Below are 26,344 nucleotides of genomic sequence, written 5' to 3'. Positions count from 1 at the left end.
GTCCCGTCCTGTGAGGAGTTGAGTTGACCCGAACGCAGCAGTCCCCCACCATCCGCCCCGGCCAGGTGTACGCGGGCGTGGTGATCGAGCTGCCCGAGCCCGTGGGCCGGGAGCTCCAGGACTGGCGCGCGTCCTTCGGGGACCCCGCCTCCTACGCCGTGCCGGCGCACATCACGCTGATGATCGCCCCGCAGGCGGAGCGCTGGGCGGACGTCGTGCAGCGGGTCGGGGCCGTGGCCCGCGAGTGGGAGCCGTTCCGGGTGGAGATCAACGGCACCGGCACGTTCCGCCCCGTGAGCCCGGTGGTCTACCTGCGCATCCAGGAGGGCGAGGAGCAGTGCCGCGCGCTGCACGACGCCCTGCACGAGGAGCAGCTCGTCTCGGCGTCCCCCTTCGAGTTCCACCCCCACGTCACGATCGCCCAGGCCGTGGAGGAGGAGGACCTCGACCGCGCCCAGGAGATGCTGCGGACCTACCGCGCCGGGTTCCTCGTGGACCGGATCGGTCTCTACGAGCTCGACGGCCGGGGCGTCTGGCGGATCCGCGAGGAGTTCCCCTTCACGGGGCGCGACCGCGACCGGCGCTGAGCCGCCCGGCCATGAGCACCCGCGCCGGCCCCCGCACCGGCCCCGCCCCCGAGCTGCCGCCGCGCGCGATCGACCGCCACGGCATGCGGCGCGAGGCCCTGCGCCAGCGGGCGCTGCTGCGCGAGAAGCGGGCCGCCGGCGCCGGCGCCCTCGGGCTGGCCGGCTCGGTGCTCGCCGTGGCGCTCGCCGAGACCTACCGGCGGATGCCGGTCCGCGTGGTCCTGCACTACCTCTTCCACGGCGGGCCCCTCATGGCGGCGGGCCTGTCCTTCGTGCTGATCTTCGCGTCCACCGCCCTGCTGGTGATGGGCTTCTCCGTGATCGGCGTGTTCCTCGGCAACGACCCCCTGGTGCGCGACGCCGTGGTGGAGGCCGTGACCGAGCGCGTCCCCGGCCTGCTGGACACCGGGGACGGGGGAGTGGTCCCCCTCGAGCTGCTCGAGGACACCCGGCCCTTCACCCTGGCCACGGTGATCGGCGCCGCGGTCCTGTTCTTCTCCGGCTGGCGCTGGGTCTCCGGGGTGCGGCTCGCGTTCCGCCGGCTCTTCGAGGTGCCCCCCGCGCAGGGCCTGCCCATCGCGGCCGTGCCGCGGGACCTGCTGGGGCTGCTGCTGCTGGGCGTGCTGCTCGCCCTCTCGGTCGTGGCCAACGGCGCGGCCTCGGGCCTCCTGGGCTTCCTGCTGGACACCGCCGGCGAGCTCGGCTGGGGCAGCGGCCCCGACTGGCTGCGCACCGGGCTGACCTGGGCGCTGAGCACCCTGCTCGTCGTCGTGCTGGACGCCCTGTTCGCCCTCGAGCTCGTGCGGGGCGTGGCCGGGCTGCGGATCACCCGCCGCGCCCTGACCGTCACCGTGCTCGCCGCGGCGGCCGGCAGCTTCGCGCTGCGCTACATCGGGGGCACGGTGGTCGCCGGGGCGACCACCAACCCGTACCTGCTCTCGGTCGCCCTCGTGGTGGGCGTGCTCCTGTGGTTCTACCTGTTCAACCAGATCCTGCTGTTCTCGGCCGCGATCGGGGCGATCGTGCACGCGGACCAGCGCGGCGGGCGGGTGCACCCCGACGGCGAGAACGTGGCGATCACCGTGGTGCCCATGGCCACCCTGACCGGGCGCCGCTGAGCCGCCGCCGCGCACGGACGACGGCGGCCCGCCCCCTGCCGTGCAGGGGACGGGCCGCGGCGGCCTGGGGCACGCTCACATGGAGCGGCTCAGGATGGCGTTCTTGACCTCGGCGATGGCCTTCGTGACCTGGATGCCGCGCGGGCACGCCTCGGTGCAGTTGAAGGTCGTGCGGCAGCGCCACACGCCCTCCTTGTCGTTGAGGATCTCCAGGCGCAGGTCCCCCGCGTCGTCGCGGGAGTCGAAGATGAACCGGTGCGCGTTGACGATCGCCGCCGGACCGAAGTACTGGCCGTCGGTCCAGAACACGGGGCAGGACGACGTGCACGCGGCGCACAGGATGCACTTGGTGGTGTCGTCGAAGCGCGCCCGGTCCTCCTGGGACTGGTAGCGCTCCATGGTCGGCTCGTTGCCGCCGGCCACGAGGAACGGCATGATCTCGCGGTAGGACTGGAAGAACGGCTCCATGTCCACGATCAGGTCCTTCTCGCACGGCAGGCCCTTGATGGGCTCCACCGTGACGGGCTTGGACAGGTCGAGGTCCTTGAGCAGCACCTTGCAGGCGAGGCGGTTCTGGCCGTTGATGCGCATGGCGTCCGAGCCGCACACGCCGTGCGCGCAGGAGCGGCGGAAGGACAGCGAGCCGTCGATCTCCCACTTCACCTTGTGCAGGGCGTCCAGCACGCGGTCGGTGCCGTACATGGTCAGCTTGTACTCGTCCCAGCGGACCTCGTCGGAGACCTCCGGGTTGTAGCGGCGGATCTGCAGGGTGAGGTCGAAGGTCGGGATCTCGTCGCTGCCCTGCTGCTCCTCGGGCAGGTCCACGCGCGCGGCGGGCTCCCCGCCCTCGGCGTTCTCGGCGGCGGGGTCCACGGCCGGGGCCGCGGCCTCGTCGCGCTCGTCGACCGACCCGGCGTCCGCGTCGGTCTTGTAGCCGGCGCGGTCGTCCTGGGCGTGGCCCGGGGCGTGGCCGTGCTCGGGGGCGCGGTCCTGGGGGTCGTCGTCGCGGCCGTCCTCGGGCCGGTCGGGAGTGTGTGCGGTAGACATCAGTACTTACGCTCCATGGGCTCGTAGCGGGTGAAGATGACGGGCTTCGTCTCCTGCCGGATCCCCGCGGTGGGGGAGGAGGGGTCGAGGTAGACCATCGAGTGCTTCATGAAGTTGGCGTCGTCGCGCTCCGGGAAGTCCTCCCGGAAGTGCCCGCCGCGGGACTCGGTGCGGTGCAGGGCGGCCACGGTCATGACCTTCGCGAGCTGCAGGAGGAAGCCGAGCTCCACGGCCTCCAGCAGGTCCAGGTTGAAGCGCTTGCCCTTGTCCTGGATGGAGATGTTCGCGTACCGGGCCTCGAGGGCGGCGATGTCGTCCAGCGCCGTCTGCAGGGTGTCGGCGGTGCGGAACACCTGGACGTTGAGGTCCATGGTGTCCTGCAGGTCCTTGCGGATCGCGGCGACCTTCTCGGTGCCGGTGCCGTTGCGGGCGTTGTCGAGCAGCGCCACGGTGCTGTCCAGGGCGGTGTCCGGCACGGGCACGAACTCGGCCCGCTGCGCGTACTCGGCGGCGTAGATGCCGGCGCGCTTGCCGAACACGTTGATGTCCAGCAGCGAGTTGGTGCCCAGGCGGTTGGAGCCGTGCACGGACACGCAGGCGACCTCGCCGGCGGCGTACAGGCCCGGGACCACGTTCTCGTTGTCCTGGAGCACCTCGGCCTTGATGTTGGTCGGGATGCCGCCCATGGCGTAGTGGCAGGTCGGGAACACCGGGACGGGCTCGGTGTAGGGCTCCACGCCCAGGTACGTGCGGGCGAACTCCGTGATGTCGGGCAGCTTGGCGTCGATGTGCGCCGGCTCCAGGTGGGTGAGGTCGAGCAGGACGTAGTCCTTGTTCGGCCCGGCGCCGCGGCCCTCGCGCACCTCGTTGGCCATGGAGCGGGCCACGATGTCGCGGGGGGCGAGGTCCTTGATGGTCGGGGCGTAGCGCTCCATGAACCGCTCGCCGTCGGCGTTGCGCAGGATCCCGCCCTCGCCGCGGGCGGCCTCGGAGACGAGGATGCCCAGCCCGGCCAGGCCGGTGGGGTGGAACTGGATGAACTCCATGTCCTCGAGGGGCAGGCCGTTGCGGAACGCGATGGCCATGCCGTCGCCGGTGAGCGTGTGGGCGTTGGAGGTCGTCTTGTAGACCTTGCCCGCCCCGCCGGAGGCGAAGACCACGGACTTGGCCTGGAAGACGTGCAGCTCCCCGGAGGCGAGGTCGTAGGAGACGACGCCGGCGACGCGGCGCTGGCCGTCGACCTCGGTCATGATCAGGTCCAGGACGTAGTACTCGTTGAAGAACTCCACGTTGTGCTTGATGCAGTTCTGGTACAGCGTCTGGAGGATCATGTGGCCGGTGCGGTCCGCGGCGTAGCAGGCGCGGCGCACGGGGGCCTTGCCGTGGTCGCGGGTGTGGCCGCCGAAGCGTCGCTGGTCGATCTTGCCCTCGGGGGTGCGGTTGAACGGCAGGCCCATCTTCTCGAGGTCGAGGACGGCGTCGATGGCCTCCTTGGCCATCACCTCGGCGGCGTCCTGGTCGACCAGGTAGTCACCGCCCTTGATGGTGTCGAACGTGTGCCACTCCCAGTTGTCCTCCTCGACGTTGGCGAGGGCCGCGCACATGCCGCCCTGCGCCGCGCCGGTGTGGGACCGCGTGGGGTACAGCTTGGTCAGTACGGCAGTGCGGGAGCGCTGACCGGCCTCGATGGCGGCGCGCATACCGGCACCACCGGCGCCGATGATGACCACGTCGTACTTGTGAACCTGCATACCGGTTGTTCTTTCTGTTGGGTGTTCCGTCGGATGTGCTGGGGCCCGGTCGCCTGTGACCGGACGGCGGAGACGGCCCGCCGCGGGGCGGGCCGTCTCCGGCAGGGATCAGCCCGCGGTGCAGAAGCTCGCGAGCAGCGCGGGGTCCGCGCCGGCCGGGCAGGGCTCGAAGGTAAAGATGACGAGGGTGCCGAGCAGGATCACGAAGGCGGACGTGGTGAAGAGGAAGACCTTCAGCCAGAACCGGGTCCGGTCCTTCTCCGCGTAGTCGTCGATGATCACGCGCAGCCCGTTCGTGCCGTGCAGCATCGCCAGCCACAGCAGGAGCATGTCGAAGACCTGCCAGAACGGGCTGGCCCACTTGCCGGCCACGAACGCGAAGTCGACGGCGTTCACGCCGCCCTCCGGGCCCACGAGGTTGACCCAGAGGTGGACGAAGACGAGCACCAGCAGGATCACGCCGGACAGGCGCATGAACAGCCACGCGAACATCTCGAAGTTGTTGCGGCGGGACGAGGAGCGGTTGTACTTGATGCCGTTGACCTCGAGGTCCTTGCTCCGGGGGACCGAGATGCTTGCCTTGAGCGGAGTGCTCATAGTGATTAACCCCCGAAGACGTGGGACAGGTGACGGATGAGGAAGGGGATCATGACGACGACCCACAGGGCCAGGACGCCCCAGAGCATCTGCTTCTGGTACTTGGTGCCGCTGGACCAGAAGTCGACCATGATGATGCGCAGGCCGTTGAAGGCGTGGTAGACGATGGCCGCCACGAGGCCGGCCTCGCCCAGGCCCATGACCGGGTTCTTGTAGGTCGCCATGACCGCGTTGTAGGCCTCGGGGGAGACCCGCACGAGCGCCGTGTCCAGGACGTGGACCAAGAGAAAGAAGAAGATGGCCACGCCGGTGATGCGATGGGCCACCCAGGACCACTGGCCATGAGCCTGGCCGCGGTACAGGGTGCCCTTGGATGTCTTCGCCACTGAAAAACCTCCCTGAGTCGCTCGCCGTCGTGCGCTCTAGAAATGTTCGGGAATTCGCACTGCGCACGACGTGAGCGGAGCCCTCCGGCTCTGTGTCGGATGATGCGCGAGTTCCCTCCCACGATACCAGCACGACCGGTGTTTACTGACAGGCTGTCCCGCACGGGCGCACGGGTTCCGCCGCGCGCGCACGTCGTTTTCCGCGGGCTCCCGGGCGACGTCGTATGGTGTTCTCCGTGACCTCCCCACTCGCGCACTTCCACCCCTTCATCCCTGCCGGAGGGGTGGGCTCCCGGCTGTGGCCCCTCTCCCGGGCCGACGCCCCCAAGTTCCTGCTCGACCTCACCGGCTCCGGCTCCTCCCTGCTCCGCGCCACGTACGACCGGCTCGCGGGCCTGGGCGACGGCCCGGTCATGGTCGTGACCGGGCGCACGCACGCGGCCGCGGTCTGCCGCCAGCTCCCGGAGCTCTCCACCGGCGACCTCGTGCTCGAGCCGTCCCCGAAGGACTCGGCGGCGGCCATCGGCCTGGCCTGCATGCTCGTCCAGCGCCGCGACCCCGAGGCGATCATCGGGTCCTTCGCGGCCGACCACGTGATCGAGCCCGCCGGCGCCTTCCAGGACGTGGTCCGGGAGGCCGTGGCCGCGGCGGCCTCGGGGCGGATCGTGACGATCGGGATCCCGCCGAGCTCCCCGGCCACCGGCTTCGGCTACATCCGGGCCGGCGCCCAGCTCGGGCTGCCGGACGCGCCCCACGCCCTGCAGGTCGAGGAGTTCGTCGAGAAGCCCGACGAGGACACCGCCCGGCACTACGTGGCGAGCGGCAACTACACGTGGAACGCCGGGATGTTCGTGGCGCCCGCGTCCCTGATGCTGCGCCACCTCGCCGCGAGCCAGCCGGAGCTGCACGCGGGGCTCACCGAGATCGCCGACGCCTGGGGCACGCCCGCCCAGGACGAGGTGGTGGACCGGGTGTGGCCCGGGCTGCCCAAGATCGCGATCGACTACGCCGTGGCCGAGCCCGCGGCGGCCGCCGGGGACGTGGCCATGGTCCCGGCGAGCTTCACCTGGGACGACGTCGGGGACTTCGCCGCGATCCGGCGGCTCAACCACGTCGACCCCGAGACCGACCCCGACGTCACGGTCCTCGGCGACAACAGCCGGGTGCTCTCCGACAGCTCCAGCGGTATCGTCGTCTCGGACACGGGCCGGCTGATCGCGCTGATCGGGGTCGAGGACATCGTCGTCGTCGACACCCACGACGCGCTGCTGGTGACCACCCGGGAGCACGCCCAGCGCGTCAAGGACGCGGTGGCGTCCCTCAAGCAGAGCGGCAACACGGACGTCCTGTGAGCGTCGGGAGCGGTGCGCGCCCGGGAGTAGTCTGGACAGATGCCTGACGCGCCATCCTCCGCCGCGGCCCTGGAGGCCGGCCTCCCGCCCGCCATCGGCCCCCTGCTCAAGCGCTACCTGCCCGACCTGATCGCCTTCCGGCGGGACCTGCACCGCCACCCGGAGCTGTCCTACCAGGAGTTCCGCACCACGGACCGGATCGTGGGCGCCCTGGAGAACATGGGCCTGTCCCCGGTGCGGCTCTCGGACACCGGGTGCTACGTGGACATCGGGCACGGCCCGATCGGCGTGGGCCTGCGGGCGGACATCGACGCGCTGCCGATCCAGGAGGGCACTGGCCTCGAGTACTCCTCCGTCAACGACGGCGTGGCGCACTCCTGCGGGCACGACATCCACGCCACGGTGATGGTGGGCGTGGCCAAGGTGCTCGCGGACCTGCACCGGACCGCACACATCGCCGGGACCGTGCGGATCGTCTTCCAGCCCGCCGAGGAGCAGCTGCCCGGCGGCGCCCTCACCGTGCTGCGCCAGGGCGTCCTCGAGGGCGTGCCCCGGATGTTCGCCCTGCACTGCGAGCCCAAGGTCGACGTCGGCCAGGTCGGCACCCGGATCGGCGCGATCACGTCCGCCTCCGACACCGTGCGCATCGAGTTCACCGGCCGCGGCGGGCACACCTCCCGCCCCCACCTCACGCAGGACCTCGTCTACGCGATGGCCCAGATCGCCGTCAACGTCCCGGCCGTGCTCTCCCGGCGGATCGACGTGCGCTCCGGCGTGGCCGTGGTGTGGGGCCAGATGCACGCCGGCGTGGCGCCCAACGCCATCCCCGCCACCGGGTTCATGTCCGGGACGATGCGCTGCCTCGACGCCGACGCCTGGCACCGGGCGGGCACGCTGCTCGACGAGGTCGTGCACCAGGTGGCCGCGCCCTACGGGGTGGACGTGGAGCTGGAGCACATCCGCGGCGTCCCTCCCGTGGTCAACGGGGAGGTGGAGACCACCCTCATCGAGAACGCCGCCCGCGCCGAGCTCGGCGAGGACGCGGTGGTGCTGGTGCACCAGTCGATGGGCGGGGAGGACTTCGCGTGGTTCCTCCAGGAGGTGCCCGGGGCGATGATGCGGCTGGGCACGCGCACGCGGGGCGGGCACACCTACGACCTGCACCAGTCGGACTACGTGGCGGACGAGGCCGCGATCGGCTGCGGCATCCAGGTCATGACCAACACGGCCCTGCGCGCCATCCGGCTGCACTCCCGGCAGACACGGCCGGACGTCACCACGAATTAACGCGGGCCTCCGGCGCCCCGCCACTACCCGTGGGTAGAGTGGCACCACGTCGCGCTTGCCGCGTGACCGGGATCACCGCCCGGCCGCGCCCGTCTCCTGGAGGAACCATGACCTTCCCGCCCCGGACGTCCCGAGGAACCCGCCCGCTCTCCGCCGCCGCGCTGCTCGGCGCCTCCGCCCTCGTGCTCGCCGGCTGCGGCGCGGCCCCCGAGGAGGGCGGCGAGGCGCAGGAGCAGGCCACCGACTTCACCGGCTGCATCGTCTCCGACTCCGGCGGGTTCCAGGACCGCTCCTTCAACCAGAACTCCTACGAGGGCCTGCAGGCCGTCGAGGAGTCCATGGGCATCGAGGTCAACCAGGCCGAGTCCCAGGCCGAGACCGACTTCGAGCCCAACCTGACGTCCATGGTGCAGTCCGGGTGCGACCTCACGCTGTCCGTGGGCTTCCTCCTCGCCGACGCCACCCGGGCCGTGGCCGAGGCCAACCCCGAGTCCAACTTCGCGATCGTCGACGACGCCTCGATCGAGCTCGACAACGTCAAGCCGCTCGTCTACAACACGGCCGAGGCCGCGTTCCTCGCCGGCTACGTGGCGGCGGGCAGCACCCAGAGCGGGACCGTGGCGACCTACGGCGGCATGGACATCCCCACCGTGACGGTGTTCATGGACGGCTTCGCCGACGGCATCGACCACTACAACGAGACCAAGGGCGAGGACGTCCGGCTCCTGGGCTGGGACAAGGACTCCCAGGACGGCACCTTCGTCAACAGCTTCACCGACACCTCCGCGGCGAAGACCACCACGCAGAACTTCATCAACGAGGGCGCGGACATCGTGCTGCCCGTGGCCGGGCAGGCCGCCCTCGGCACCCTCGACGCCGTGGTCGAGGCCAACGGCGGGGGCGGCGACGAGGTCCGCTTCGTGTGGGTCGACGCCGACGGCTACGAGACCCTCGACCAGGGCCAGGAGTACCAGCTCACCTCGGTGCTCAAGCAGATGAGCACCTCCGTTCAGGACGTCGTCGAGTCGGCCGCCGAGGGCGAGTTCAGCAACGAGCCCTACGTCGGCACCCTCGAGAACGACGGCGTGGGCATCGCCCCGTTCCACGACCAGGAGGAGGCCGTGGGCGAGGAGCTCGCCGCCGAGGTCGAGCAGCTGCGCCAGGACATCATCGACGGCACGGTCACCGTCGAGTCCGAGAACTCGCCGCAGGCCTGATCCCGGACGACACCGACCACCGCACCCACCGCCGCCAGCGAGGGCCCCGGCCGCAGCTGGCGGCGGTGGCGTGCCCGCCCCGGGCCGGCGGACGGCCCAGGAGGAGGACCACCCCACCATGAAGCTGGAACTGCAGTCCATCACCAAGCGGTTCGGCTCCTTCGCGGCCAACGAGGACGTCGACCTCGTCGTGGAGCCCGGGCAGATCCACTGCCTCCTCGGCGAGAACGGGGCGGGCAAGTCCACCCTGATGAACGTCCTCTACGGCCTGTACCGGCCGAGCGGGGGGCGCATCCTGGTGGACGGCGCCGAGGTGTCCTTCCGGGGCCCCGGGGACGCCATGGCCGCCGGGATCGGCATGGTGCACCAGCACTTCATGCTGGTGCCGGTGTTCACCGTCGCGGAGAACGTGGCCCTCGGCGCGGAGAGCACCCGCGGCGGCACCCTCGACCTCGAGACCACCCGCCGCCGGATCCGGGAGATCTCCCAGCGCTACGGCTTCCACGTGGACCCGGACGCCGTGGTCGAGGACCTGCCCGTGGGCGTGCAGCAGCGCGTCGAGATCATCAAGGCCCTCGTGCGGGAGGCGCAGGTGCTCATCCTGGACGAGCCCACCGCGGTGCTCACGCCCCGGGAGACCGACGAGCTGCTCGAGATCATGCGCCAGCTGCGCGGGTCCGGGAAGTCGATCCTGTTCATCTCCCACAAGCTGCGGGAGGTCAAGGCGATCTCCGACGTCATCACGGTGATCCGCCGGGGCCGGGTGGTGGGCCAGACGTCCCCGGAGGCCTCGACCTCCGAGCTCGCGGCCCTCATGGTGGGCCGGGACGTGTCCCTGACCGTCGCCAAGGGCGAGGCCGAGCCGGGGGAGCGGGCCCTGGAGGTCTCCGGGCTCACCGTGGTCGCGGACAACGGCGTGAAGCTGCTCGACGACGTCGGGTTCGACGTGGCCCGCGGGGAGATCCTCGCGGTGGCCGGCGTGCAGGGCAACGGCCAGACGGAGCTGGCCGAGGCGATCCTCGGCCTGCGGGAGCGGGCCACCGGCTCGATCCGGCTGGGCGGCACGGAGCTGCTCGGGAAGTCCGTGCGCCAGGTCCTCGACGCCGGCGTGGGCTTCGTCCCGGAGGACCGCTCCACGGACGGGCTCGTGGGCCCGTTCACCGTCGCCGAGAACCTCGTGCTGGACCTCTACGGCGACGACCGCTTCTCCCGCGGCCCGTCCCTGCGGCTGGGCGAGGTCCAGGCCAACGCCCGCCGCGCCGTCGAGCAGTTCGACGTCCGCACCCCCTCCGTGGACGCCCCCGTGCAGACCCTCTCCGGCGGCAACCAGCAGAAGGTCGTCATCGCCCGGGAGCTCTCCCGGCCCCTCGAGCTCTTCCTCGCCTCCCAGCCCACCCGCGGGGTGGACGTGGGGTCCATCGAGTTCATCCACGAGCAGATCGTCGCCGAGCGGGACAAGGGCGTGGCCGTGCTCATCGTCTCGACCGAGCTCGACGAGGTGTACGCGCTCGCGGACCGGATCGCCGTGTTCTTCCACGGCCGGATCATGGGGATCGTGGGCCCCGACACCCCGCGCGACGTCCTGGGCCAGATGATGGCAGGGGCCACCGCCGAGGAGCTCGGCGCGGCCGGCGTCCGGCCCGACGGCGCGCGGCGGACCGGGGCGCAGCCGGCCGTCCCCCCGCAGACCGGCGCCCCACCGACCGATGCCCCGCAGGCCGGCGCCCCGCAGGCCACGGCGCAGCACCCGAAGGAGCAGGCATGAGTGCCACCGGAGCGGCCCCCGCGGCCGCCGACCAGCAGAAGGCGCCGCCGCCCACGGCCGTCGCCCCCGGGAGCCCCCGGCGGGACTGGACCGGCTCCGCGGTGCAGTCCGTGCTCGCGATCGTCGCCGCCCTGCTCCTGGGCGGGCTCCTCATCGCCATGACCGACGACCGGGTGGCCGACGCCGCGAGCTACCTCTTCGCCCGCCCCGGGGACACGGTCGCGGCCATGTGGGCCGCCGCGTCCTCCGCCTACGAGGCGATGTTCTACGGCGCCGTCTACAACCCGAACGGCAGCACGTTCGCGCAGCGGGTCTACCCGCTCGCGGAGACCCTCACCGTGGCCACGCCGCTGATCCTGGCGGGGCTCGGGGTGGCCGTGGCCTTCCAGGCCGGGCTGTTCAACATCGGCGCCCAGGGGCAGCTGCTGATCGGCGCGGCGCTGGCCGCCTGGGTCGGCTTCTCCTGGCAGCTGCCGGTGGGCGTGCACCTGCTCGCCGTGATCCTCGCCGGGGCCCTCGGCGGCGCGCTGTGGGGGGCGGTCGTGGGCGTGCTCAAGGCCCGCACCGGCGCCCACGAGGTGATCCTGACGATCATGCTCAACTACATCGCGCTCAATCTCGTCGCCTGGCTGCTCACCCGCCCGGCGTTCCTGCGCCCGGGCTCCTCGAACCCCGTCAGCCCCCAGGTCGCGGACACCGCGATGTTCCCCAAGCTGCTGGGCGAGCAGTTCCGGCTGCACTGGGGGTTCGTGCTCGCGGTCCTCGCCACGGTGTTCGTCGCCTGGCTGCTCAAGCGCTCCACGATCGGCTTCGAGCTGCGGGCCGTGGGCGCCAACCCGCGCGCGGCCCGGACCGCCGGCATCTCGGTCACGCGCGGCTTCGTCGTCGTCATGGTCCTCGCGGGCGCCCTCGCGGGACTCGCGGGCGTGGCCCAGATCTCCGGCACCGAGCGCGCGCTGACCGCGGGCGTCGCCGCGTCCTTCGGCTTCGACGCGATCACGGTGGCCCTGCTGGGCCGGTCGAAGCCGTGGGGCACGTTCTTCGCGGGCCTGCTCTACGGCGGGTTCCGCGCCGGCGGCGTCACCATGCAGTCGATGACCGGCACGAACATCGACATCGTCCTGGTCGTGCAGTCCCTGATCGTCCTGTTCATCGCCCTGCCGCCGCTGGTGCGGACCGGGCAGGACCGGGTCCGCTCCCGCCGCGGCGGGAGCGCCACCACCACGGCCGCCACCGCCACCGCCACCGCGACCGCCACCGAGGGAGGCCGGGCATGAGCTCGCAGCATCCGGAACCGCGCCCCGAGCAGGCGCCCTGGGACTCCGGCGGCCCGGCCGGCGGTCCGTCCGGCGGCACCGCCGCGACGACCCTGCCCCCGCCGGCCGAGGCGGAGCTGTCCACGACCGCGGCCAACGAGGTCGTGGGCGTCACCAGCTGGCGCACCCCGGTGGTCCTCGGCCTCCTGAGCCTCGTGGCCCTGCTGCTGTTCGGGCTCAACGCCCCGGACAACACGGTGAGCTTCCGCGTCTCGGAGGCCGGCGACCTCTTCCGCGTGCCGGACCTCGTGGTGCACGGCGTGCTGTGGGGCTGGGTCACCGTGGCCGTGCTCGCCGGGCTGACGGTCCTCGCGGTCCTGCGCGCCCGGGCCGGGGCGCACCTGCCCCGGTGGGCGGTGCTCGTGTTCGGCTTCTTCTTCGTCAGCGGCTTCCTCGTGTGGGTCGTGGGCAGCGCGCGCAGCCCGGACGTGTCCCTGTCCGGGCTGCTGGCCGGGTCCGTGGCCCTGGCCATCCCGCTGATCTTCGGCTCCCTGGGCGGCCTGCTGTGCGAGCGCTCCGGCGTGATCAACATCGCGATCGAGGGCCAGCTGCTGTTCGGCGCGTTCTCCGCGGCCGTGGCCGGCTCCCTCTCCGCCAGCGCCTGGGTGGGGCTGCTCGCCGCCGTGCTGGGGGCCGGGCTCGTCTCGCTCGTCCTGGCGGTCTTCTCGATCACCTACCGGGTCAACCAGGTGATCGTGGGCGTGGTGCTCAACGTGCTCGTGTCCGGGCTGACCGGCTTCCTCTTCGCCACGGTGCTGGAGTCGGACCCGGGCGTGTTCAACTCCCCGCCGCGGCTGCCGCGCTTCGCCGTGCCCGTGCTCTCGGAGATCCCCCTGATCGGGCCGATCGTCTTCGACCAGTCCGTGATCGGCTACCTGATGTACGCCGCGGTGGCGCTCGTGTGGTTCGCGCTCTACCGGACGCGCTGGGGGCTGCGCACCCGGTCCGTGGGGGAGCACCCCAAGGCCGCGGACACCCTGGGCGTGAAGGTCAACGCCCTGCGCTTCCGCAACGTGCTGCTCGGCGGGATGGTCGCCGGTCTCGGCGGCGCCTTCTACACGCTGGTCTCCGTCTCCGCGTTCACCCGGGACATGACCTCCGGCGCCGGCTACATCGCGCTGGCCGCCCTGATCTTCGGCCGCTGGAACCCGGTCGGGGCACTGCTCGCGTCCCTGCTGTTCGGCTTCGCGTCCAACCTGCAGTCGATCCTGTCCTTCCTGGGCACGCCCGTGCCCAGCCAGTTCCTGGCCATGCTCCCGTACGTCGTCACGATCCTGGCCGTGGCCGGGCTCGTGGGGGTCTCCCGCGGTCCCGCGGCCATCGGCAAGCCCTACACCAAGGAGTGAGCGCCCCGTGAACGAGCCCCTGCGCCCCGGCGGCGAGGCGACCGACGACGGGCCCCGGATCGACTGGGACCGACTGCGGGAGGCGGCCGTGGCCGCCCGCGAGCACGCCTACGTCCCGTACTCGCGCTTCCCCGTGGGCGCGGCAGCCCTCACCGAGGACGGGCGGGTGGTCTCCGGGTGCAACGTGGAGAACGCCTCCTACGGCCTGACCCTGTGCGCCGAGTGCGCTCTGGTGTCCGCGCTGCACATGTCCGGCGGCGGGCGGCTCGTCGCGTTCGTGTGCGTGGACGGGAACGGCGACGTCCTCATGCCCTGCGGACGGTGCCGGCAGCTGCTGCACGAGCACCGCGCGCCCGGCCTGCGGCTGCTCACCGTCTCCGGGGTGCGCACCATGGCCGAGGTGCTGCCCGACGCCTTCGGCCCCGAGAACCTCTAGTCCCCGAAAGGACCCCACATGACCGAGCAGTTCGACGCCGTGGACGTCATCCGGACCAAGCGCGACGGCGGTGCCCTCTCGCCCGGGCAGATCGCGTGGGTCCTGGACGCCTACACCCGCGGTGTCGTGGCCGAGGAGCAGATGAGCGCCCTGGCCATGGCGATCTTCCTGCGGGGCATGGACCGGGACGAGATCGGGGCCTGGACGCGGGCGATGATCGCCTCGGGCGAGCGGATGGACTTCTCCGCGCTCGTGCGCTCCGGGGCGCGCTCGGCCACCGCGGACAAGCACTCGACCGGCGGGGTGGGGGACAAGATCACGCTGCCGCTGGCCCCGCTCGTGGCCGTGTACGGCGTGGCCGTCCCGCAGCTGTCCGGGCGCGGCCTCGGCCACACCGGCGGCACCCTGGACAAGCTCGAGTCCATCCCCGGCTGGCGGGCGGCCCTGTCCAACGAGGAGATGCTGGCCCAGCTGCGGGACGTGGGCGCGGTGATCTGCGCCGCGGGCTCCGGCCTGGCGCCCGCGGACAAGAAGCTCTACGCGCTGCGGGACGTCACCGGGACGGTCGAGTCGATCCCGCTCATCGCGTCCTCCATCATGTCCAAGAAGATCGCCGAGGGCACCCAGTCCCTCGTGCTCGACGTCAAGGTGGGCTCCGGGGCGTTCATGAAGGACCTGGCCTCCGCCCGCGAGCTGGCCCGCACGATGGTCGACCTCGGCACCGGCGCCGGGGTCACGACCACCGCCCTGCTCACCGACATGTCCACGCCCCTCGGCCTGACGGTCGGCAACGCCGTGGAGGTCCAGGAGTCCGTCGAGGTGCTCGCCGGCGGCGGCCCGGCCGACGTCGTGGAGCTCACCGTGGCGCTCGCCGCGGAGATGCTCGCCGCGTCCGGGGTCCCGGACGCCGACCCGGCGGAGGCGCTGCGGGACGGCCGGGCCATGGACGTGTGGCGGGCCATGGTGGCCGCCCAGGGCGGCGACCCCGACGCCCCGCTGCCGCGGGCCCGGGAGTCCGAGACCGTGGTGGCCGAGGCCGACGGCGTGCTCGCCGAGCTCGACGCCCACCGGGTGGGGGTGGCCTCCTGGCGCCTCGGGGCGGGCCGCGCCCGGCGCGAGGACCCCGTCCAGGCCGGCGCCGGCGTGCTGCTGCACGCCAAGCCCGGGGACGCCGTCCGGGCCGGGCAGCCGCTGCTGACCCTGCTCACCGACACCCCCGAGCGCTTCGCACGGGCCCGGGAGGCCCTCGAGGGCGCCGCCGTGATCGCCCCGGAGGCGCCGGCGTCCCGGCCGGACCGCGCCGTGGTCCTGGAGACCGTGCGGTGATCACCGGCCGCTGAAGCGCCGGGGCCGGATGCCGGGCCCGCCTATACTGCGGAGAGAACCAGCGCGAAACGAGAACCGAGGGCGTGCGCACACGCTCGGAAGGGTGGGTCCAGTTGGGTCTGCGAGGCATTTTCCGGAAGAACACCGAGGACAGCACACCGCGCCACGAGACCGGACGGCCCGAGCAGCCGGCCGGTCCGACCGCCGGCCCCGACACCTGGACCCGGGAAACGGGCCGGGACGGCGACCGGGGCACCGGTTCCCGGGGTCCGGACGGGCACGGTCACGAGGAGCACGGCCCGGAGGAGGTCCGGCCGCTGCCGGACCGCGGACCGCTGCCCTTCCTCGTGGACCGGCTGACGTCCCGGGGGGCCGACCGCGCCGTGCTCACGCTCGTCCAGCGCGGCAACACCATGACCCACCAGACCCAGCAGTCCGTGGGGGACGCCGACCCGTCCGTGGAGTCCGGCACCGTGGACCAGGACTCACCGCTCTTCGACCCCGTGGCCGACCTCTACAGCGAGGCCATGTCCTCGCCCCGCGGCGCGTGGCAGAACGCCCGCATCGAGGTGGGCCCGGAGCAGGACGGGGTCCGCCCCGTGGTGACGACCTACGGCTTCGCCGACGGCAGCGAGGACGTCCGCACCTGGCGGTCGGGGCGGCCCGCGCCGGGCGCCGCTGCCGCGGGCACGCGGTCCACTGCGGAGACGAGCTCCGCCGAGGACCGGCCCGCCGGTGAGCGCCCCACCGGGGAGCGGTCCGACGACGAGCGCCGTCCCGCCGCATCGGAGCCGACGGGCCCGGCCGCGCAGCACTCGGCCGGGGGAGTCCCCGCCGCCGCGGCGGCCGCCGCTGCCGGTGGGGCCGGGTCCTCCGCGGCCGGCGCCGCCCGTGGCCCCGTCTCCGAGCCGACCGGCGTCCCGGTCTCCGCGCGGAGCGCTGAGCCGGCCGCCGAGCCGATCACCGAGCCGACCACCGGGGCGGAGCCCGTTCCCGGGGCCGCTCCCGCCACGGAGGCCCCCGCGGCCGGCCGGGAGCAGGACGAGCACCGCACCGCCGACCGGGAGGCCACCGCCCACGACGTCCCCGACCACGGCGCCGCCCAGCACGAGGTCCCCGACCACGTCGACCACGAGGAGTGGCACGAGGACGTCGAGCCGGCCGCGCCCACCGGGGCGGCGGCCGCGACGGCCGCCGCGGCCGCCGCCGGCACCGCCGCCGGGGACGACCACGACTCCTCCGCCCCGGAGACCGCGGTCTCCACCGACGTCTCCCCGTCCTACCGGGCCCCGGCGGGGGCCCAGGACCGGCCCTCCCAGGACAAGCTGGCCGAGGGCAACCTCGTGCTCAAGGAGGTCGACGTCCTGCGCCGGCTCGCGGACGCCCAGCGGCGCCTGTTCGGCGAGGACGGCACGGCGATGGACGTCTCCACCGTGCTCGTGCGGGTGCGGGCCCTGGGCACCTACTACGACGCCCTGACCCACGTGCGGAAGAACGGCTTCTGGGACCAGCGCCGCACCTTCGACCTCGTCCCCGAGGAGCTGCTGCACGTGCAGGAGCTCAAGGACGAGTCCTACGTGGAGGGCAACGGGGCCCCGCTGGCGATGATGTTCCGCTTCCGGCCGGGCATCCCCCCGGAGGTGTCCTTCGACTACGCGGACGAGGAGGCCTTCGTGCGCTACGAGGACCGGCTGCCCGCGCAGAACTACCTCGAGGAGCTGCGCATGTACCCCCGCACCGGGGCGCACATCCCGCAGCACATGAACGAGGCCCTGCAGGACTGGAACTACTGAGACCGACCGAGACAGGGGCCGTCCCGACCGTGATGCTGACCTCCGCCGAACAGCACCCGGGCCGCGTGCCGGACCGGGTCCTGCGCGACCTGCCCAAGGTGTGCCTGCACGACCACCTCGACGGCGCCCTGCGCCCGGCCACGGTGGTCGAGCTGGCCGCAGCGGCCGGGCACCGGCTGCCGGCCGAGGAGCCCGAGGCGCTGGGCCGGTGGGTGCGGGAGAGCGCCGACTCCGGCTCGCTGCTGCGCTACCTGGCGACCTTCGAGCACACGGTCGCCGTGATGCAGACCCCCGAGGCGCTCGTGCGCTGCGCCCGGGAGTACGTCGAGGACCTCGTGGCGGACGGGGTGGTCCACGCCGAGGTGCGCTGGGCCCCGGAGCAGCACACCGCCGGCGGCCTGTCGATGGCGGAGGCCGTCGAGGCCGTCCGGCTCGGGCTCTCGGAGGGAGTGCTGGCCGCGGAGGACGCGGGCCACATCGTGTCCGTCACCCAGATCCTCTGCGCCATGCGCCACGCCGAGCGCTCCCTTGAGGTCGCCCGCCTCGTGGTGGACAACCGGGACCGCGGCGTGGTGGCCTTCGACCTCGCGGGACCCGAGGACGGCTACCCGCCCGCCCGCCACCGGGCCGCCCTCGAGCTGCTCGCGGACGAGCTGGTGCCCGTCACCCTCCACGCCGGGGAGGCCGCCGGCATCGAGTCGATCCGGGACGCGCTGGCCACGGGCCGCGCCCTGCGCCTGGGCCACGGGGTGCGCATCGCGGAGGACATCGACATCGACTACCTGGAGGACGTCGCCGTCGTCGACCTCGGCCGCACGGCCGAGTGGGTCCGGGACCGGGGCATCGCCCTCGAGGTGTGCCCCACGTCCAATCTCCAGACCGGGGCCGTGGCGGCGTTCGGCGGCGGTCCCGAGCGGCACCCGGTGGACATGCTCTACCGGACCGGCTTCACGGTGACCATCTCCCCGGACAACCGGCTGATGAGCGGGACCACGGTCACGGACGAGCTGGCCCTGCTCGTGAAGCACTTCGGCTACGGGCTCGAGGACCTGGAGCGGCTGCAGCGCAACGCCGCGGCCGCCGCCTTCCTCCCGCTCGAGGACCGCACCGCCCTGGACGGGATGATCACCGACGGCTTCGAGGGGATGCACGCATGAGCCAGGGGCACGGCACCGACGACGTCGCGGCGGGGCTCGGCGTCCCGGAGCGGACCGGGCAGCGCTTCGCGGAGCTCGTGGCGGTCATGGACCGGCTGCGCTCCCCGGGCGGGTGCGCGTGGGACGGGCAGCAGACCCACGAGTCCCTCGTGCGCTACCTCGTGGAGGAGGCCTACGAGGTCGTCGAGGCCGTGGAGGCCGAGGGCGGGCCGGCGGCCCACGCCGGGCTGCTCGTCGAGGAGCTCGGGGACGTCCTGCTGCAGGTGGTCTTCCACTCCCGGGTCGCCCAGGAGCGCCCGCGCGCCGAGGGCGGCTTCGACGTGGCCGACGTGCTCGAGGCCATCACCGCCAAGCTGGTCCGCCGCCACCCCCACGTCTTCGGCGCCGGCGCCACCGGGGACGTCGCGGGGGAGCAGACCCTCGAGCAGCTGCACTCCCGCTGGGAGGACCTCAAGCGGGCCGAGAAGCCCGAGCGGACCGGGCCCTTCGACGGCATCCCGCCGCACCTGCCGGCCCTGGCCCTCGCGGAGAAGACCCTCGCGCGGGCCCGCAAGCACGACCTCGAGCCCGCGGTCCCCGCCGCGGAGGAGCCCGGCGGCCCGCGCACCGAGGAGGAGCTGGGCGAGGCGCTGTTCGCGCTCGTGCGCTCCGCCTCCGCCCGCGGGCTCGACGCCGAGCGGGCCCTGCGCGGGGCCGCCCGCGCGTACGCCGCCGCCCGGAACGGGGACTGATCCCGTCACGGGCCGCCCCCGCGGCCGGCCACCGGCGCCGAGTCGCTAGGCTGGAGCCGCCGGGGGCGCCCGGCCCCGCCGGTGCGGACCCTCGGCCGGTGCCCCGCACCGGGGCCCCGACCGCCCCACCACGCACGTTCCACCCACGTCAGCGACAAGCTCAGCACCAACGTCAGGAGCAACCCATGGCCATGATCACCGCAGTGCACGCCCGCCAGATCCTCGACTCCCGCGGCAACCCGACCGTGGAGGTCGAGGTGCTGCTGGAGGACGGCAGCTACGGCCGGGCGGCGGTGCCCTCGGGCGCCTCCACCGGTGCCTTCGAGGCCGTCGAGCGCCGTGACGGCGATAAGAAGGTCTACCTCGGCAAGGGCGTCCTCGACGCCGTGAAGGCCGTCGACGAGGAGATCGCCGAGGCCGTGATCGGTCTCGACGCGACCGACCAGCGGCTGGTCGACCGCACCATGCTCGACCTCGACGGCACGGACAACAAGGGCAGCCTCGGCGCCAACGCCATCCTGGGCGTCTCCCTGGCCGTGGCCCGCGCCGCCGCCAACGCCTCCGACCTCGAGCTCTACAAGTACCTGGGCGGGCCCAACGCCCACGTCCTCCCGGTGCCCATGATGAACATCCTCAACGGCGGCTCCCACGCAGACTCGAACGTGGACATCCAGGAGTTCATGATCGCCCCGATCGGTGCCGCGACCTTCTCCGAGGCCCTGCGCACCGGCGTGGAGGTCTACCACTCCCTCAAGGGCGTGCTCAAGGAGCGCGGCCTGGCCACCGGGCTGGGCGACGAGGGCGGCTTCGCCCCGAACCTCGAGTCCAACCGTGCCGCCCTCGACCTCATCTCCGAGGCGATCGAGAAGGCCGGGTACACCGTGGGCACCGACGTGGCGCTCGCCCTGGACGTGGCCTCCTCCGAGTTCTTCGAGAACGGCAAGTACAGCTTCGAGGGCAAGCAGCTCAGCGCCGCGGAGATGACCTCCTACTACGAGGAGCTCGTGCGCGACTACCCGATCGTGTCCATCGAGGACCCGCTGGACGAGGACGACTGGGCGGGCTGGCAGGCCCTCACCGCGTCCGTGGGCACCCAGGTCCAGATCGTGGGCGACGACCTGTTCGTCACCAACCCGGAGCGGCTGGCCCGCGGCATCGACGAGGGCGCCGGCAACGCCCTGCTGGTGAAGGTCAACCAGATCGGCTCCCTCACGGAGACCTTCGACGCCATCTCCCTGGCCCAGCGGCACATGTTCCACTGCATGATCTCCCACCGCTCGGGCGAGACCGAGGACACCACGATCGCGGACATCGCGGTGGCCACCAACGCCGGGCAGATCAAGACCGGGGCGCCGGCCCGCTCCGAGCGCGTGGCCAAGTACAACCAGCTGCTGCGCATCGAGGAGGAGCTCGGGGACGCCGCGCGCTACGCGGGGGCCTCCGCGTTCCCGCGCTACACCGCGAAGTGACCACCGGCGGCTGACCGGCCCCGCCGGTCCGTCGTCGTGCGGGGGGAGCGGCCGTTCCCGGCGGCCGCTCCCCCCGTGAGCGCTACACTGGTCCCCGTCCCCGCCCTTCCCCCGTGAGGTCGCCATGCCCGCTCCCCGCCCGCGCACCACCCGCCTGCTCGGCGGGCGCGACGCCGCGCCGGGCACCCGCGGGCGCGACGGCGGGACGGGCGGCGGCCCGGGCCACGGGCTGGGTGGCGGGTCCAGCGCCGTGGGGTCGCCGGTCCCCGCCCGCACCTTCAGCGGGCGGTTCCTGATCCTCACCCTCGTGGCCGTGCTCATCGTGTTCCTGGCGGCGCCGACCACCAAGATCTTCCTCGAGCAGCGGGCGGAGATCGCCCAGCTCGAGCGCGCCATCGCCGCCATGGAGGCCCAGCAGGCCTCCCTGGAGGACCAGGTGGACCAGTGGTCGGACGAGACCTACGTCAAGCAGCAGGCCCGGGACCGGCTCCTCTACGTGATGCCGGGGGAGCGGTCCTACCTCGTGGTGGGCGCCGAGGAGATGGACGGCGCCGTGGTGGACTCCTCGGCGGCGCAGGTCGAGGCCGAGAAGCCCGCCTGGGTGGACGCCCTCTGGCAGTCCGTGGTGGCCTCCGCCTACGAGGACGCCCGTCCCGCGGCGGGCACGGGAGCCGCCGGGGACACGGACGCCGCCGGGGACGCGGACGCCGACGGGGAACCGACCGGCAGCGAGGACGCGGACACCGCCGAGGACGCGGACACCGCCGCCGAGCCGGGCGGCACCGACGAGCCCGCGGCCCCCGGACAGCCGGGCAGCACGGACGAGCCCGGCGCGGGCCAGGACCCCGGCACCACCGAGCAGGCAGAGCAGACAGAGCAGAGCGTCCCGGCCGCCCCGGCGGACGGGGCCGGCGCGCCGCAGGACGCGGCGACGGACAGCCGCGGCAGCGCCGCGGAGTGAGGAACGGCGTGAACCCCCAGCACGGACACGAGCCCGGCGACCGGCCGGCCCCCGCACCCCGGGGACTCGGCGTGACGGCCGCGACGGTCGAGCCCACGGCCCTGGACCTCCAGGTGCTCTCCCGGCAGCTCGGGCGTCCCGTGCGCGACGTCGTCGAGATCCCGGCCCGGTGCACGTGCGGGAACCCGCTCGTGGCGGCCACCGCGCCGCGGCTGGCCAACGGCACCCCGTTCCCCACGGTGTTCTACCTGGCCCACCCCGTGATCACCGCGGCGGTGTCCCGGCTCGAGGCGGCCGGCCTGATGTACACGATGACGGACCGCATCGCCGAGGACGAGGCGCTGGCCGCAGCCCACCGGGCCGCGCACGAGGACTACCTCGCCGAGCGTGCCCGGATCGGTGCCGCGGCCGGCACCGGACCCGTACCCGAGATCGAGGGCATCTCCGCCGGCGGCATGCCCGTGCGGGTCAAGTGCCTGCACGTGCTCGCCGGCCACGCGCTCGCGGCCGGGCCCGGCGTGAACCCGCTCGGCGACGAGACCCTCACCGCCATCGCCGAGTGGTGGACCCCCGACGCCTGCCACTGCGACCCCGCCTGGCGCGAGGCCTGAGACCCACCCGCCCCCGACACCCCCGAGGACTCCCCATGCGCACAGGCGCCATCGACTGCGGCACGAACTCCATCCGACTGCTCATCGCCGACACCCGGGAGGAGCAGGGCCGCACGGTGCTCGACGACGTGGTGCGCGAGATGCGCGTGGTCCGGCTCGGCCAGGGCGTGGACGCCACCGGGTGGCTGGCAGAGGCGGCGCTCGAGCGCACGTTCGCGGCCACGGACGAGTACGCCCGGCTGCTGGCGGAGCACGGGGTGGAGCAGCTGCGCTTCGTGGCCACGAGCGCCACCCGCGACGCCGGCAACCGGGACGTCTTCCTCGCCGGGATCCGCGAGCGCCTCGGCGTGACCCCCGAGGTCATCAGCGGCGACGAGGAGGCCGAGCTGTCCTTCCGCGGCGCCGCGGCCGCCGTGGGCGGCGCGGATCCGGAGGACCGGGTCCTGGTGATCGACCTCGGCGGCGGGTCGACCGAGTTCGTGCTGGGCAATGCCCAGGGGGTGCGCGCGGAGCGCAGCGTGGACATCGGCTGCGTCCGCCTGACCGAGCGCCACCTCGGCTCCAACCCGCCCACCGCCGCCCAGCAGGAGGCCGTGCTGCGCGACGTCGACCACGCCGTGGACGTGGTCCTGCAGACCGTGCCCCTCACGGAGGCCACCCACCTCGTGGGCGTCGCGGGCACCATCACGACCGTCACGGCCCACGCCCTCGGGCTGTCCGCCTACGACCCCGCGGCCATCGACGGCGCCGAGCTGCCCGCCGAGCGGATCGCGCAGGCGTGCCGAGAGCTCACGGCCATGACCCGCGCGGAGCGCGCCGCGCTGCCCTACATGCACGAGGGCCGTGTCGACGTCATCGGCGGCGGCGCCCTCGTGTGGCGGCGGATCGTCGAGCGGGTGGGCGCCGCCACCGGTGGACGGGTGGACTCGGCGATCGCGAGCGAGCACGATATTTTGGACGGGATCGCCCTGTCCCAGGTCGGCTGACCCGCCCGGACCCCCCGACCCGGAAGGACACATGTCTCCCAGCGCACCCCGCCCCCGCCCCCCGCGCCACCGCGCCCTCACCCGGTGGGGCGCGGTGGGGGCGGCCTCGGCCGTGGTCGGCGCCGGCGCGCTGGTCCTGCCCGGGGCGGGGCCGGCGCAGGCCCGGCCCCCGGAGCCCGGCCCCGCCCCCAGCATCCCGCTCGAGGACCCCGTCAGCGTGGCACCCCCACCCGGTGACGGCGCCACCCCCGCCCCGGACACCTCCCGCATCGCCGAGGACGGGATCCGTCCGCTGCAGTACTGGCTGGACGAGTACGGCGTGCGGGAGGCCTGGGCGGAGTCCACGGGGGAGGGCGTGCGCATCGCCGTCATCGACACCGGGGTGGACGGCTCGCACCAGGACCTGGAGGGCGCCGTGGTGGCCGGCACCGACGTCTCGGGCGGCGGCTCCGCCGACGGCCAGGAGGGTCTCGGCACCGAGCCCGAGCACGGGACCCTCGTGGCGTCCGTGGCCGCGGGCCGCGGCCACGTGCCCCCGGGCGGTCGGGACGACGACGCCCCGGGCCGGCCCGCCGGCATCGTGGGCGTGGCCCCGGACGCCGAGGTGCTCGCCGTGTCCACCTGGCTGGGCGACGAGAGCCCGGAGGTCCGCAGCGTCGACGAGCAGCTCCCGGACGCCGTCCGGTGGGCCGTGGACAACGGGGCGGACGTCATCAACATGTCGGTGGGCTCCAACGCCACCTCGTGGCCCGAGAGCTGGGACGAGGCCTTCCTCTACGCCGAGGAGAAGGACGTGCTCGTCGTCGCCTCCGCGGGCAACCGGGGGTCGGGGCTCGTCCAGGTCGGCGCCCCCGCCACCATCCCCGGCGTGCTGACGGTGGGCGGCGTGGGCCGCACGGGAGAGGCGAGCTGGGAGTCCTCCTCGCAGGGGATCTCGATCGCCGTGGCCGGCCCGTCCGAGGACATGGTGGGCGCCATCCCCGGCGACCGCTACGCCTCGTGGGCCGGGACGTCCGCGTCCGCCCCGGTGGTGGCCGGCACCGCCGCGCTGATCAAGGCGAAGTGGCCGGAGATGAGCTCCGCCCAGATCGCCAACCGCATCGTCTCCACCGCCCGGGACACCGGCTCGCCGGGCAAGGACCCGCTCTACGGGTACGGGGTGCTGGACGTCGAGGCCGCGCTCACGGAGGACGTCCCCGAGGTCGACCGCAGTCCCCTCGGCAGCATGGAGCAGTGGGTGCGGGTGCACCGCCGCAGCGCCGCGGCGACCCCCACGGCGGGCCCGGCCGAGAGCTCGGCGCCCGTCACGGAGGAGGTCGAGGCGGAGGTCGCCCCGCCCGAGCCCGTCGCCCCGATCGACGAGACCGGGCTGCTGCCCGTCGTGGTGCTCGCCGGGTTCGGGCTGCTCGTGCTGGGCCTCACGGCGGGTGCCGTGGTGCACATCCGCCGCATCGTGGCCGCCGACCCGGACGGGGACCCGGGCGGCCGTTCCTGAGGCGTGCGCCGGAACACGGCGCGGAGGCCCCGGACGAGAACCGATATCGACAGCGTTCTGAGTAGACTCGGGGGCATGTCTTTCACTCAACTGGCCAAGGACCGTCCGCGCCTTCTGATCGTCGGCGGCGGCTACGTCGGCTTCACCGTGGCGCAGGAACTGCAGAAGCGGATCAAGGACTCCGGCGGAGTCGTGACCGTGGTGGATCCCAACCCGTACATGATGTACCTCCCCTTCCTGCCCGAGGTGGCCGGCGGCAACGTCTCCGCCCGCAGCGCGGTGGTGCCCCACCGGCAGCACCTCAAGGACTGCGAGATCGTCACCGGGCACGTGCTCGGCGTCGACCACGCGAACCGCACCGCGACCGTCAAGGGCATCGACGAGGGCGAGACCTTCGAGCTGACCTACGACGAGGTCGTCATCGCCGGCGGCTCCGTGACCCGCGCCTTCCCGATCGAGGGCCTCGCCGAGAACGGCATCGGCCTCAAGACCATCGAGGAGGCCGTGGCGGTGCGCAACTGGGTGCTCGAGCGCATCGAGGTCGCCTCCCTCACCACCGACGAGGAGGCCAAGCGCCGGGCGCTGACCTTCGTGGTGGTCGGCGGCGGCTACGCCGGCACCGAGACGATCGCCGAGATCGAGGACATGGCCCGCAGCGCCGTCGAGCGCAACGAGCGGCTCACGGTCTCCGACCTGCGCTTCGTGCTCATCGAGGCCATGGGCCGGATCATGCCCGAGGTCTCCGAGGAGCGCGCGGAGAAGGTCGTGGCGCACCTGCGCAGCCGCGGCATCGAGGTGCTGCTCAACACGTCGCTCGCCTCCGCGGTGGACAAGCACCTGAAGCTCGTCAACATGCAGGACAAGTCCCCGGCCGGCGAGTTCGGCACCGACACCCTGATCTGGACCGCCGGGGTGCAGGCGAACCCGCTCGTCAAGAGCACGGACTTCCCGCTCGACGAGCGCGGCCGCGTCCGTGCCGGGGCCGACCTGCGGATCACCGGCGACGACGGGCCCCTCGAGGGCGCCTGGGCCGCCGGCGACGTCTCCGCCGTCCCGGACCTCACCGGTGGGGGAGTCGGCGGGTTCTGCGTCCCCAACGCCCAGCACGCGGTGCGCCAGGCGCACACGATGGCCAAGAACATCATGGCCGCCCGCGCAGGCAAGCCGCTCGAGGACTACTACCACGAGAACCTCGGCGCGGTCGCCGGGCTCGGCCTCTACAAGGGCGTGGCCAGCATCAAGGGCCTCCCCGGTCTGCCGGCGAAGGGCCTGGAGTTCTCCGGCGTCGCCGCGTGGGCGATGCACCGGCTCTACCACGGCTACGCGATCCCCACCGTGGACCGCAAGGCCCGCGTCTTCACCGAGTGGGCCCTGAACTTCATGTTCGGCCGGGACACCACCACGCTGCGCCACGAGCGGGACCCGCGCACGCGGTTCCAGACCGCTGCCGGCAAGGCCCCCGCCCCGCGCAAGGCCAACCTCTGATCCGATCCGTCCACCGCTCGACCCCGTCCCGGCCACGTGCCGCGGCGGGGTCGAGCTGTTCCACGGGGCCGTGACGCCCCCGGCCCGGCCCCCGTGGCGCCTGCCCCGGGGGCCGGCAGGCCGCC

At 73.4% G+C, this 26,344-nt stretch carries 23 protein-coding genes; 19 read left to right on the top strand and 4 right to left on the bottom strand.

Going from position 1 to position 26,344, the window contains the following annotated elements; genetic code table 11:
* Positions 1-23: 23 nt before the first annotated feature.
* Both CK505_RS05415 and CK505_RS05410 read left to right on the top strand, forming a co-directional pair.
* A complete protein-coding gene (locus CK505_RS05415) occupies positions 24-587 on the top strand; it encodes a 2'-5' RNA ligase family protein (protein ID WP_017832179.1) in 564 nt (187 codons plus the stop codon).
* 11 nt (positions 588-598) lie between these two features.
* The gene (locus CK505_RS05410; protein ID WP_017832180.1) at positions 599-1,705 is read left to right on the top strand and encodes a YihY/virulence factor BrkB family protein; all 1,107 of its coding nucleotides are present in this window, start codon (positions 599-601) and stop codon (positions 1,703-1,705) included.
* 75 nt (positions 1,706-1,780) lie between these two features.
* Here CK505_RS05410 and CK505_RS05405 read toward each other — a convergent pair whose 3' ends face one another.
* From CK505_RS05405 to sdhC, 4 genes are all read right to left on the bottom strand, one after another.
* Positions 1,781-2,752, bottom strand: a complete 972-nt coding sequence (locus CK505_RS05405; RefSeq protein ID WP_017832181.1) for a succinate dehydrogenase iron-sulfur subunit — start codon at positions 2,750-2,752, stop codon at positions 1,781-1,783.
* Positions 2,752-4,503: a succinate dehydrogenase flavoprotein subunit gene (sdhA, locus tag CK505_RS05400; RefSeq protein ID WP_017832182.1), complete on the bottom strand. Its 1,752-nt coding sequence runs from the start codon at positions 4,501-4,503 to the stop codon at positions 2,752-2,754. The genes CK505_RS05405 and sdhA overlap by 1 nt, the downstream gene beginning before the upstream one ends.
* Before the next feature lie 108 nt (positions 4,504-4,611).
* The gene (locus CK505_RS05395) at positions 4,612-5,100 is read right to left on the bottom strand and encodes a succinate dehydrogenase hydrophobic membrane anchor subunit (protein WP_017832183.1); all 489 of its coding nucleotides are present in this window, start codon (positions 5,098-5,100) and stop codon (positions 4,612-4,614) included.
* Positions 5,101-5,105: 5 nt separating this feature from the next.
* Positions 5,106-5,486 carry a succinate dehydrogenase, cytochrome b556 subunit gene (gene sdhC, locus CK505_RS05390; protein ID WP_017832184.1) on the bottom strand — a complete coding sequence of 127 codons (381 nt, stop codon included), beginning with the start codon at positions 5,484-5,486 and terminating at the stop codon, positions 5,106-5,108.
* 224 nt (positions 5,487-5,710) lie between these two features.
* Between sdhC and CK505_RS05385 the strand changes: the two genes are divergently transcribed.
* The 17 genes from CK505_RS05385 to CK505_RS05305 all read left to right on the top strand — a co-directional run bounded on the left by CK505_RS05385 (position 5,711) and on the right by CK505_RS05305 (position 26,219).
* The gene (locus tag CK505_RS05385) at positions 5,711-6,838 is read left to right on the top strand and encodes a mannose-1-phosphate guanylyltransferase (RefSeq protein ID WP_017832185.1); all 1,128 of its coding nucleotides are present in this window, start codon (positions 5,711-5,713) and stop codon (positions 6,836-6,838) included.
* A 39-nt stretch (positions 6,839-6,877) separates the two neighbouring features.
* Positions 6,878-8,125: an amidohydrolase gene (locus CK505_RS05380; RefSeq protein WP_017832186.1), complete on the top strand. Its 1,248-nt coding sequence runs from the start codon at positions 6,878-6,880 to the stop codon at positions 8,123-8,125.
* Between the two features lie 107 nt (positions 8,126-8,232).
* Positions 8,233-9,342, top strand: a complete 1,110-nt coding sequence (locus CK505_RS05375; protein WP_017832187.1) for a BMP family protein — start codon at positions 8,233-8,235, stop codon at positions 9,340-9,342.
* 118 nt (positions 9,343-9,460) lie between these two features.
* Positions 9,461-11,107: an ABC transporter ATP-binding protein gene (locus CK505_RS05370; RefSeq protein ID WP_095650476.1), complete on the top strand. Its 1,647-nt coding sequence runs from the start codon at positions 9,461-9,463 to the stop codon at positions 11,105-11,107.
* Positions 11,104-12,384, top strand: a complete 1,281-nt coding sequence (locus CK505_RS05365; protein WP_095650475.1) for an ABC transporter permease — start codon at positions 11,104-11,106, stop codon at positions 12,382-12,384. Before CK505_RS05370 ends, CK505_RS05365 begins: the two co-directional genes overlap by 4 nt.
* Positions 12,381-13,769, top strand: a complete 1,389-nt coding sequence (locus CK505_RS05360) for an ABC transporter permease (RefSeq protein ID WP_095650474.1) — start codon at positions 12,381-12,383, stop codon at positions 13,767-13,769. The genes CK505_RS05365 and CK505_RS05360 overlap by 4 nt, the downstream gene beginning before the upstream one ends.
* Positions 13,770-13,776: 7 nt before the next feature.
* Positions 13,777-14,205 (top strand): cytidine deaminase, encoded by a 429-nt coding sequence (locus CK505_RS05355; RefSeq protein WP_017832191.1) that lies wholly within the window; start codon positions 13,777-13,779, stop codon positions 14,203-14,205.
* An 18-nt stretch (positions 14,206-14,223) separates the two neighbouring features.
* On the top strand, positions 14,224-15,531 hold the full coding sequence (locus CK505_RS05350) for a thymidine phosphorylase (RefSeq protein ID WP_095650473.1): 1,308 nt from the start codon (positions 14,224-14,226) through the stop codon (positions 15,529-15,531).
* A gap of 83 nt (positions 15,532-15,614) precedes the next feature.
* Positions 15,615-17,324, top strand: a complete 1,710-nt coding sequence (locus tag CK505_RS05345) for a hypothetical protein (RefSeq protein ID WP_141246786.1) — start codon at positions 15,615-15,617, stop codon at positions 17,322-17,324.
* A gap of 32 nt (positions 17,325-17,356) precedes the next feature.
* Positions 17,357-18,481, top strand: coding sequence for an adenosine deaminase (locus CK505_RS05340; protein WP_017832193.1), 1,125 nt, complete (start codon positions 17,357-17,359; stop codon positions 18,479-18,481).
* Positions 18,478-19,212, top strand: coding sequence for a MazG family protein (locus CK505_RS05335; RefSeq protein ID WP_017832194.1), 735 nt, complete (start codon positions 18,478-18,480; stop codon positions 19,210-19,212). Before CK505_RS05340 ends, CK505_RS05335 begins: the two co-directional genes overlap by 4 nt.
* Positions 19,213-19,397: 185 nt before the next feature.
* Positions 19,398-20,681, top strand: a complete 1,284-nt coding sequence (eno, locus tag CK505_RS05330; protein ID WP_017832195.1) for a phosphopyruvate hydratase — start codon at positions 19,398-19,400, stop codon at positions 20,679-20,681.
* A gap of 124 nt (positions 20,682-20,805) precedes the next feature.
* Positions 20,806-21,642, top strand: coding sequence for a septum formation initiator family protein (locus CK505_RS05325; protein WP_095650471.1), 837 nt, complete (start codon positions 20,806-20,808; stop codon positions 21,640-21,642).
* A 71-nt stretch (positions 21,643-21,713) separates the two neighbouring features.
* Positions 21,714-22,253, top strand: coding sequence for a DUF501 domain-containing protein (locus CK505_RS05320; protein ID WP_031282342.1), 540 nt, complete (start codon positions 21,714-21,716; stop codon positions 22,251-22,253).
* Positions 22,254-22,288: 35 nt separating this feature from the next.
* Positions 22,289-23,239 carry a Ppx/GppA phosphatase family protein gene (locus CK505_RS05315; protein ID WP_035927032.1) on the top strand — a complete coding sequence of 317 codons (951 nt, stop codon included), beginning with the start codon at positions 22,289-22,291 and terminating at the stop codon, positions 23,237-23,239.
* Positions 23,240-23,270: 31 nt separating this feature from the next.
* Positions 23,271-24,734, top strand: a complete 1,464-nt coding sequence (locus CK505_RS05310) for a S8 family serine peptidase (protein ID WP_095650470.1) — start codon at positions 23,271-23,273, stop codon at positions 24,732-24,734.
* A 75-nt stretch (positions 24,735-24,809) separates the two neighbouring features.
* Positions 24,810-26,219, top strand: a complete 1,410-nt coding sequence (locus CK505_RS05305; RefSeq protein WP_035927034.1) for an NAD(P)/FAD-dependent oxidoreductase — start codon at positions 24,810-24,812, stop codon at positions 26,217-26,219.
* The last annotated feature ends 125 nt before the right edge of the window (positions 26,220-26,344 follow it).

The organism is Kocuria sp. WN036 (genome assembly GCF_002287015.1).
Lineage (GTDB): Bacteria > Actinomycetota > Actinomycetes > Actinomycetales > Micrococcaceae > Kocuria > Kocuria rosea.
Note: the sequence above shows the minus strand (reverse complement) of the source record. Positions and strands in the feature narration are given on the sequence as shown.

Bases quoted from the DNA above. Each gene is read 5' to 3' on its own strand.
- CK505_RS05380 (WP_017832186.1), top strand. From the start codon at position 6,878: ATGCCTGACGCGCCATCCTCCGCCGCGGCCCTGGAGGCCGGCCTCCCG.
- CK505_RS05405 (WP_017832181.1), bottom strand. From the start codon at position 2,752: ATGTCTACCGCACACACTCCCGACCGGCCCGAGGACGGCCGCGACGAC.
- CK505_RS05325 (WP_095650471.1), top strand. From the start codon at position 20,806: ATGCCCGCTCCCCGCCCGCGCACCACCCGCCTGCTCGGCGGGCGCGAC.
- CK505_RS05340 (WP_017832193.1), top strand. From the start codon at position 17,357: ATGCTGACCTCCGCCGAACAGCACCCGGGCCGCGTGCCGGACCGGGTC.
- CK505_RS05360 (WP_095650474.1), top strand. From the start codon at position 12,381: ATGAGCTCGCAGCATCCGGAACCGCGCCCCGAGCAGGCGCCCTGGGAC.
- sdhA (WP_017832182.1), bottom strand. From the start codon at position 4,503: ATGCAGGTTCACAAGTACGACGTGGTCATCATCGGCGCCGGTGGTGCC.
- CK505_RS05375 (WP_017832187.1), top strand. From the start codon at position 8,233: ATGACCTTCCCGCCCCGGACGTCCCGAGGAACCCGCCCGCTCTCCGCC.
- CK505_RS05310 (WP_095650470.1), top strand. From the start codon at position 23,271: ATGTCTCCCAGCGCACCCCGCCCCCGCCCCCCGCGCCACCGCGCCCTC.
- CK505_RS05370 (WP_095650476.1), top strand. From the start codon at position 9,461: ATGAAGCTGGAACTGCAGTCCATCACCAAGCGGTTCGGCTCCTTCGCG.
- CK505_RS05395 (WP_017832183.1), bottom strand. From the start codon at position 5,100: ATGAGCACTCCGCTCAAGGCAAGCATCTCGGTCCCCCGGAGCAAGGAC.
- CK505_RS05315 (WP_035927032.1), top strand. From the start codon at position 22,289: ATGCGCACAGGCGCCATCGACTGCGGCACGAACTCCATCCGACTGCTC.
- CK505_RS05335 (WP_017832194.1), top strand. From the start codon at position 18,478: ATGAGCCAGGGGCACGGCACCGACGACGTCGCGGCGGGGCTCGGCGTC.
- CK505_RS05350 (WP_095650473.1), top strand. From the start codon at position 14,224: ATGACCGAGCAGTTCGACGCCGTGGACGTCATCCGGACCAAGCGCGAC.
- CK505_RS05385 (WP_017832185.1), top strand. From the start codon at position 5,711: ATGGTGTTCTCCGTGACCTCCCCACTCGCGCACTTCCACCCCTTCATC.
- CK505_RS05410 (WP_017832180.1), top strand. From the start codon at position 599: ATGAGCACCCGCGCCGGCCCCCGCACCGGCCCCGCCCCCGAGCTGCCG.
- eno (WP_017832195.1), top strand. From the start codon at position 19,398: ATGGCCATGATCACCGCAGTGCACGCCCGCCAGATCCTCGACTCCCGC.
- CK505_RS05305 (WP_035927034.1), top strand. From the start codon at position 24,810: ATGTCTTTCACTCAACTGGCCAAGGACCGTCCGCGCCTTCTGATCGTC.
- CK505_RS05365 (WP_095650475.1), top strand. From the start codon at position 11,104: ATGAGTGCCACCGGAGCGGCCCCCGCGGCCGCCGACCAGCAGAAGGCG.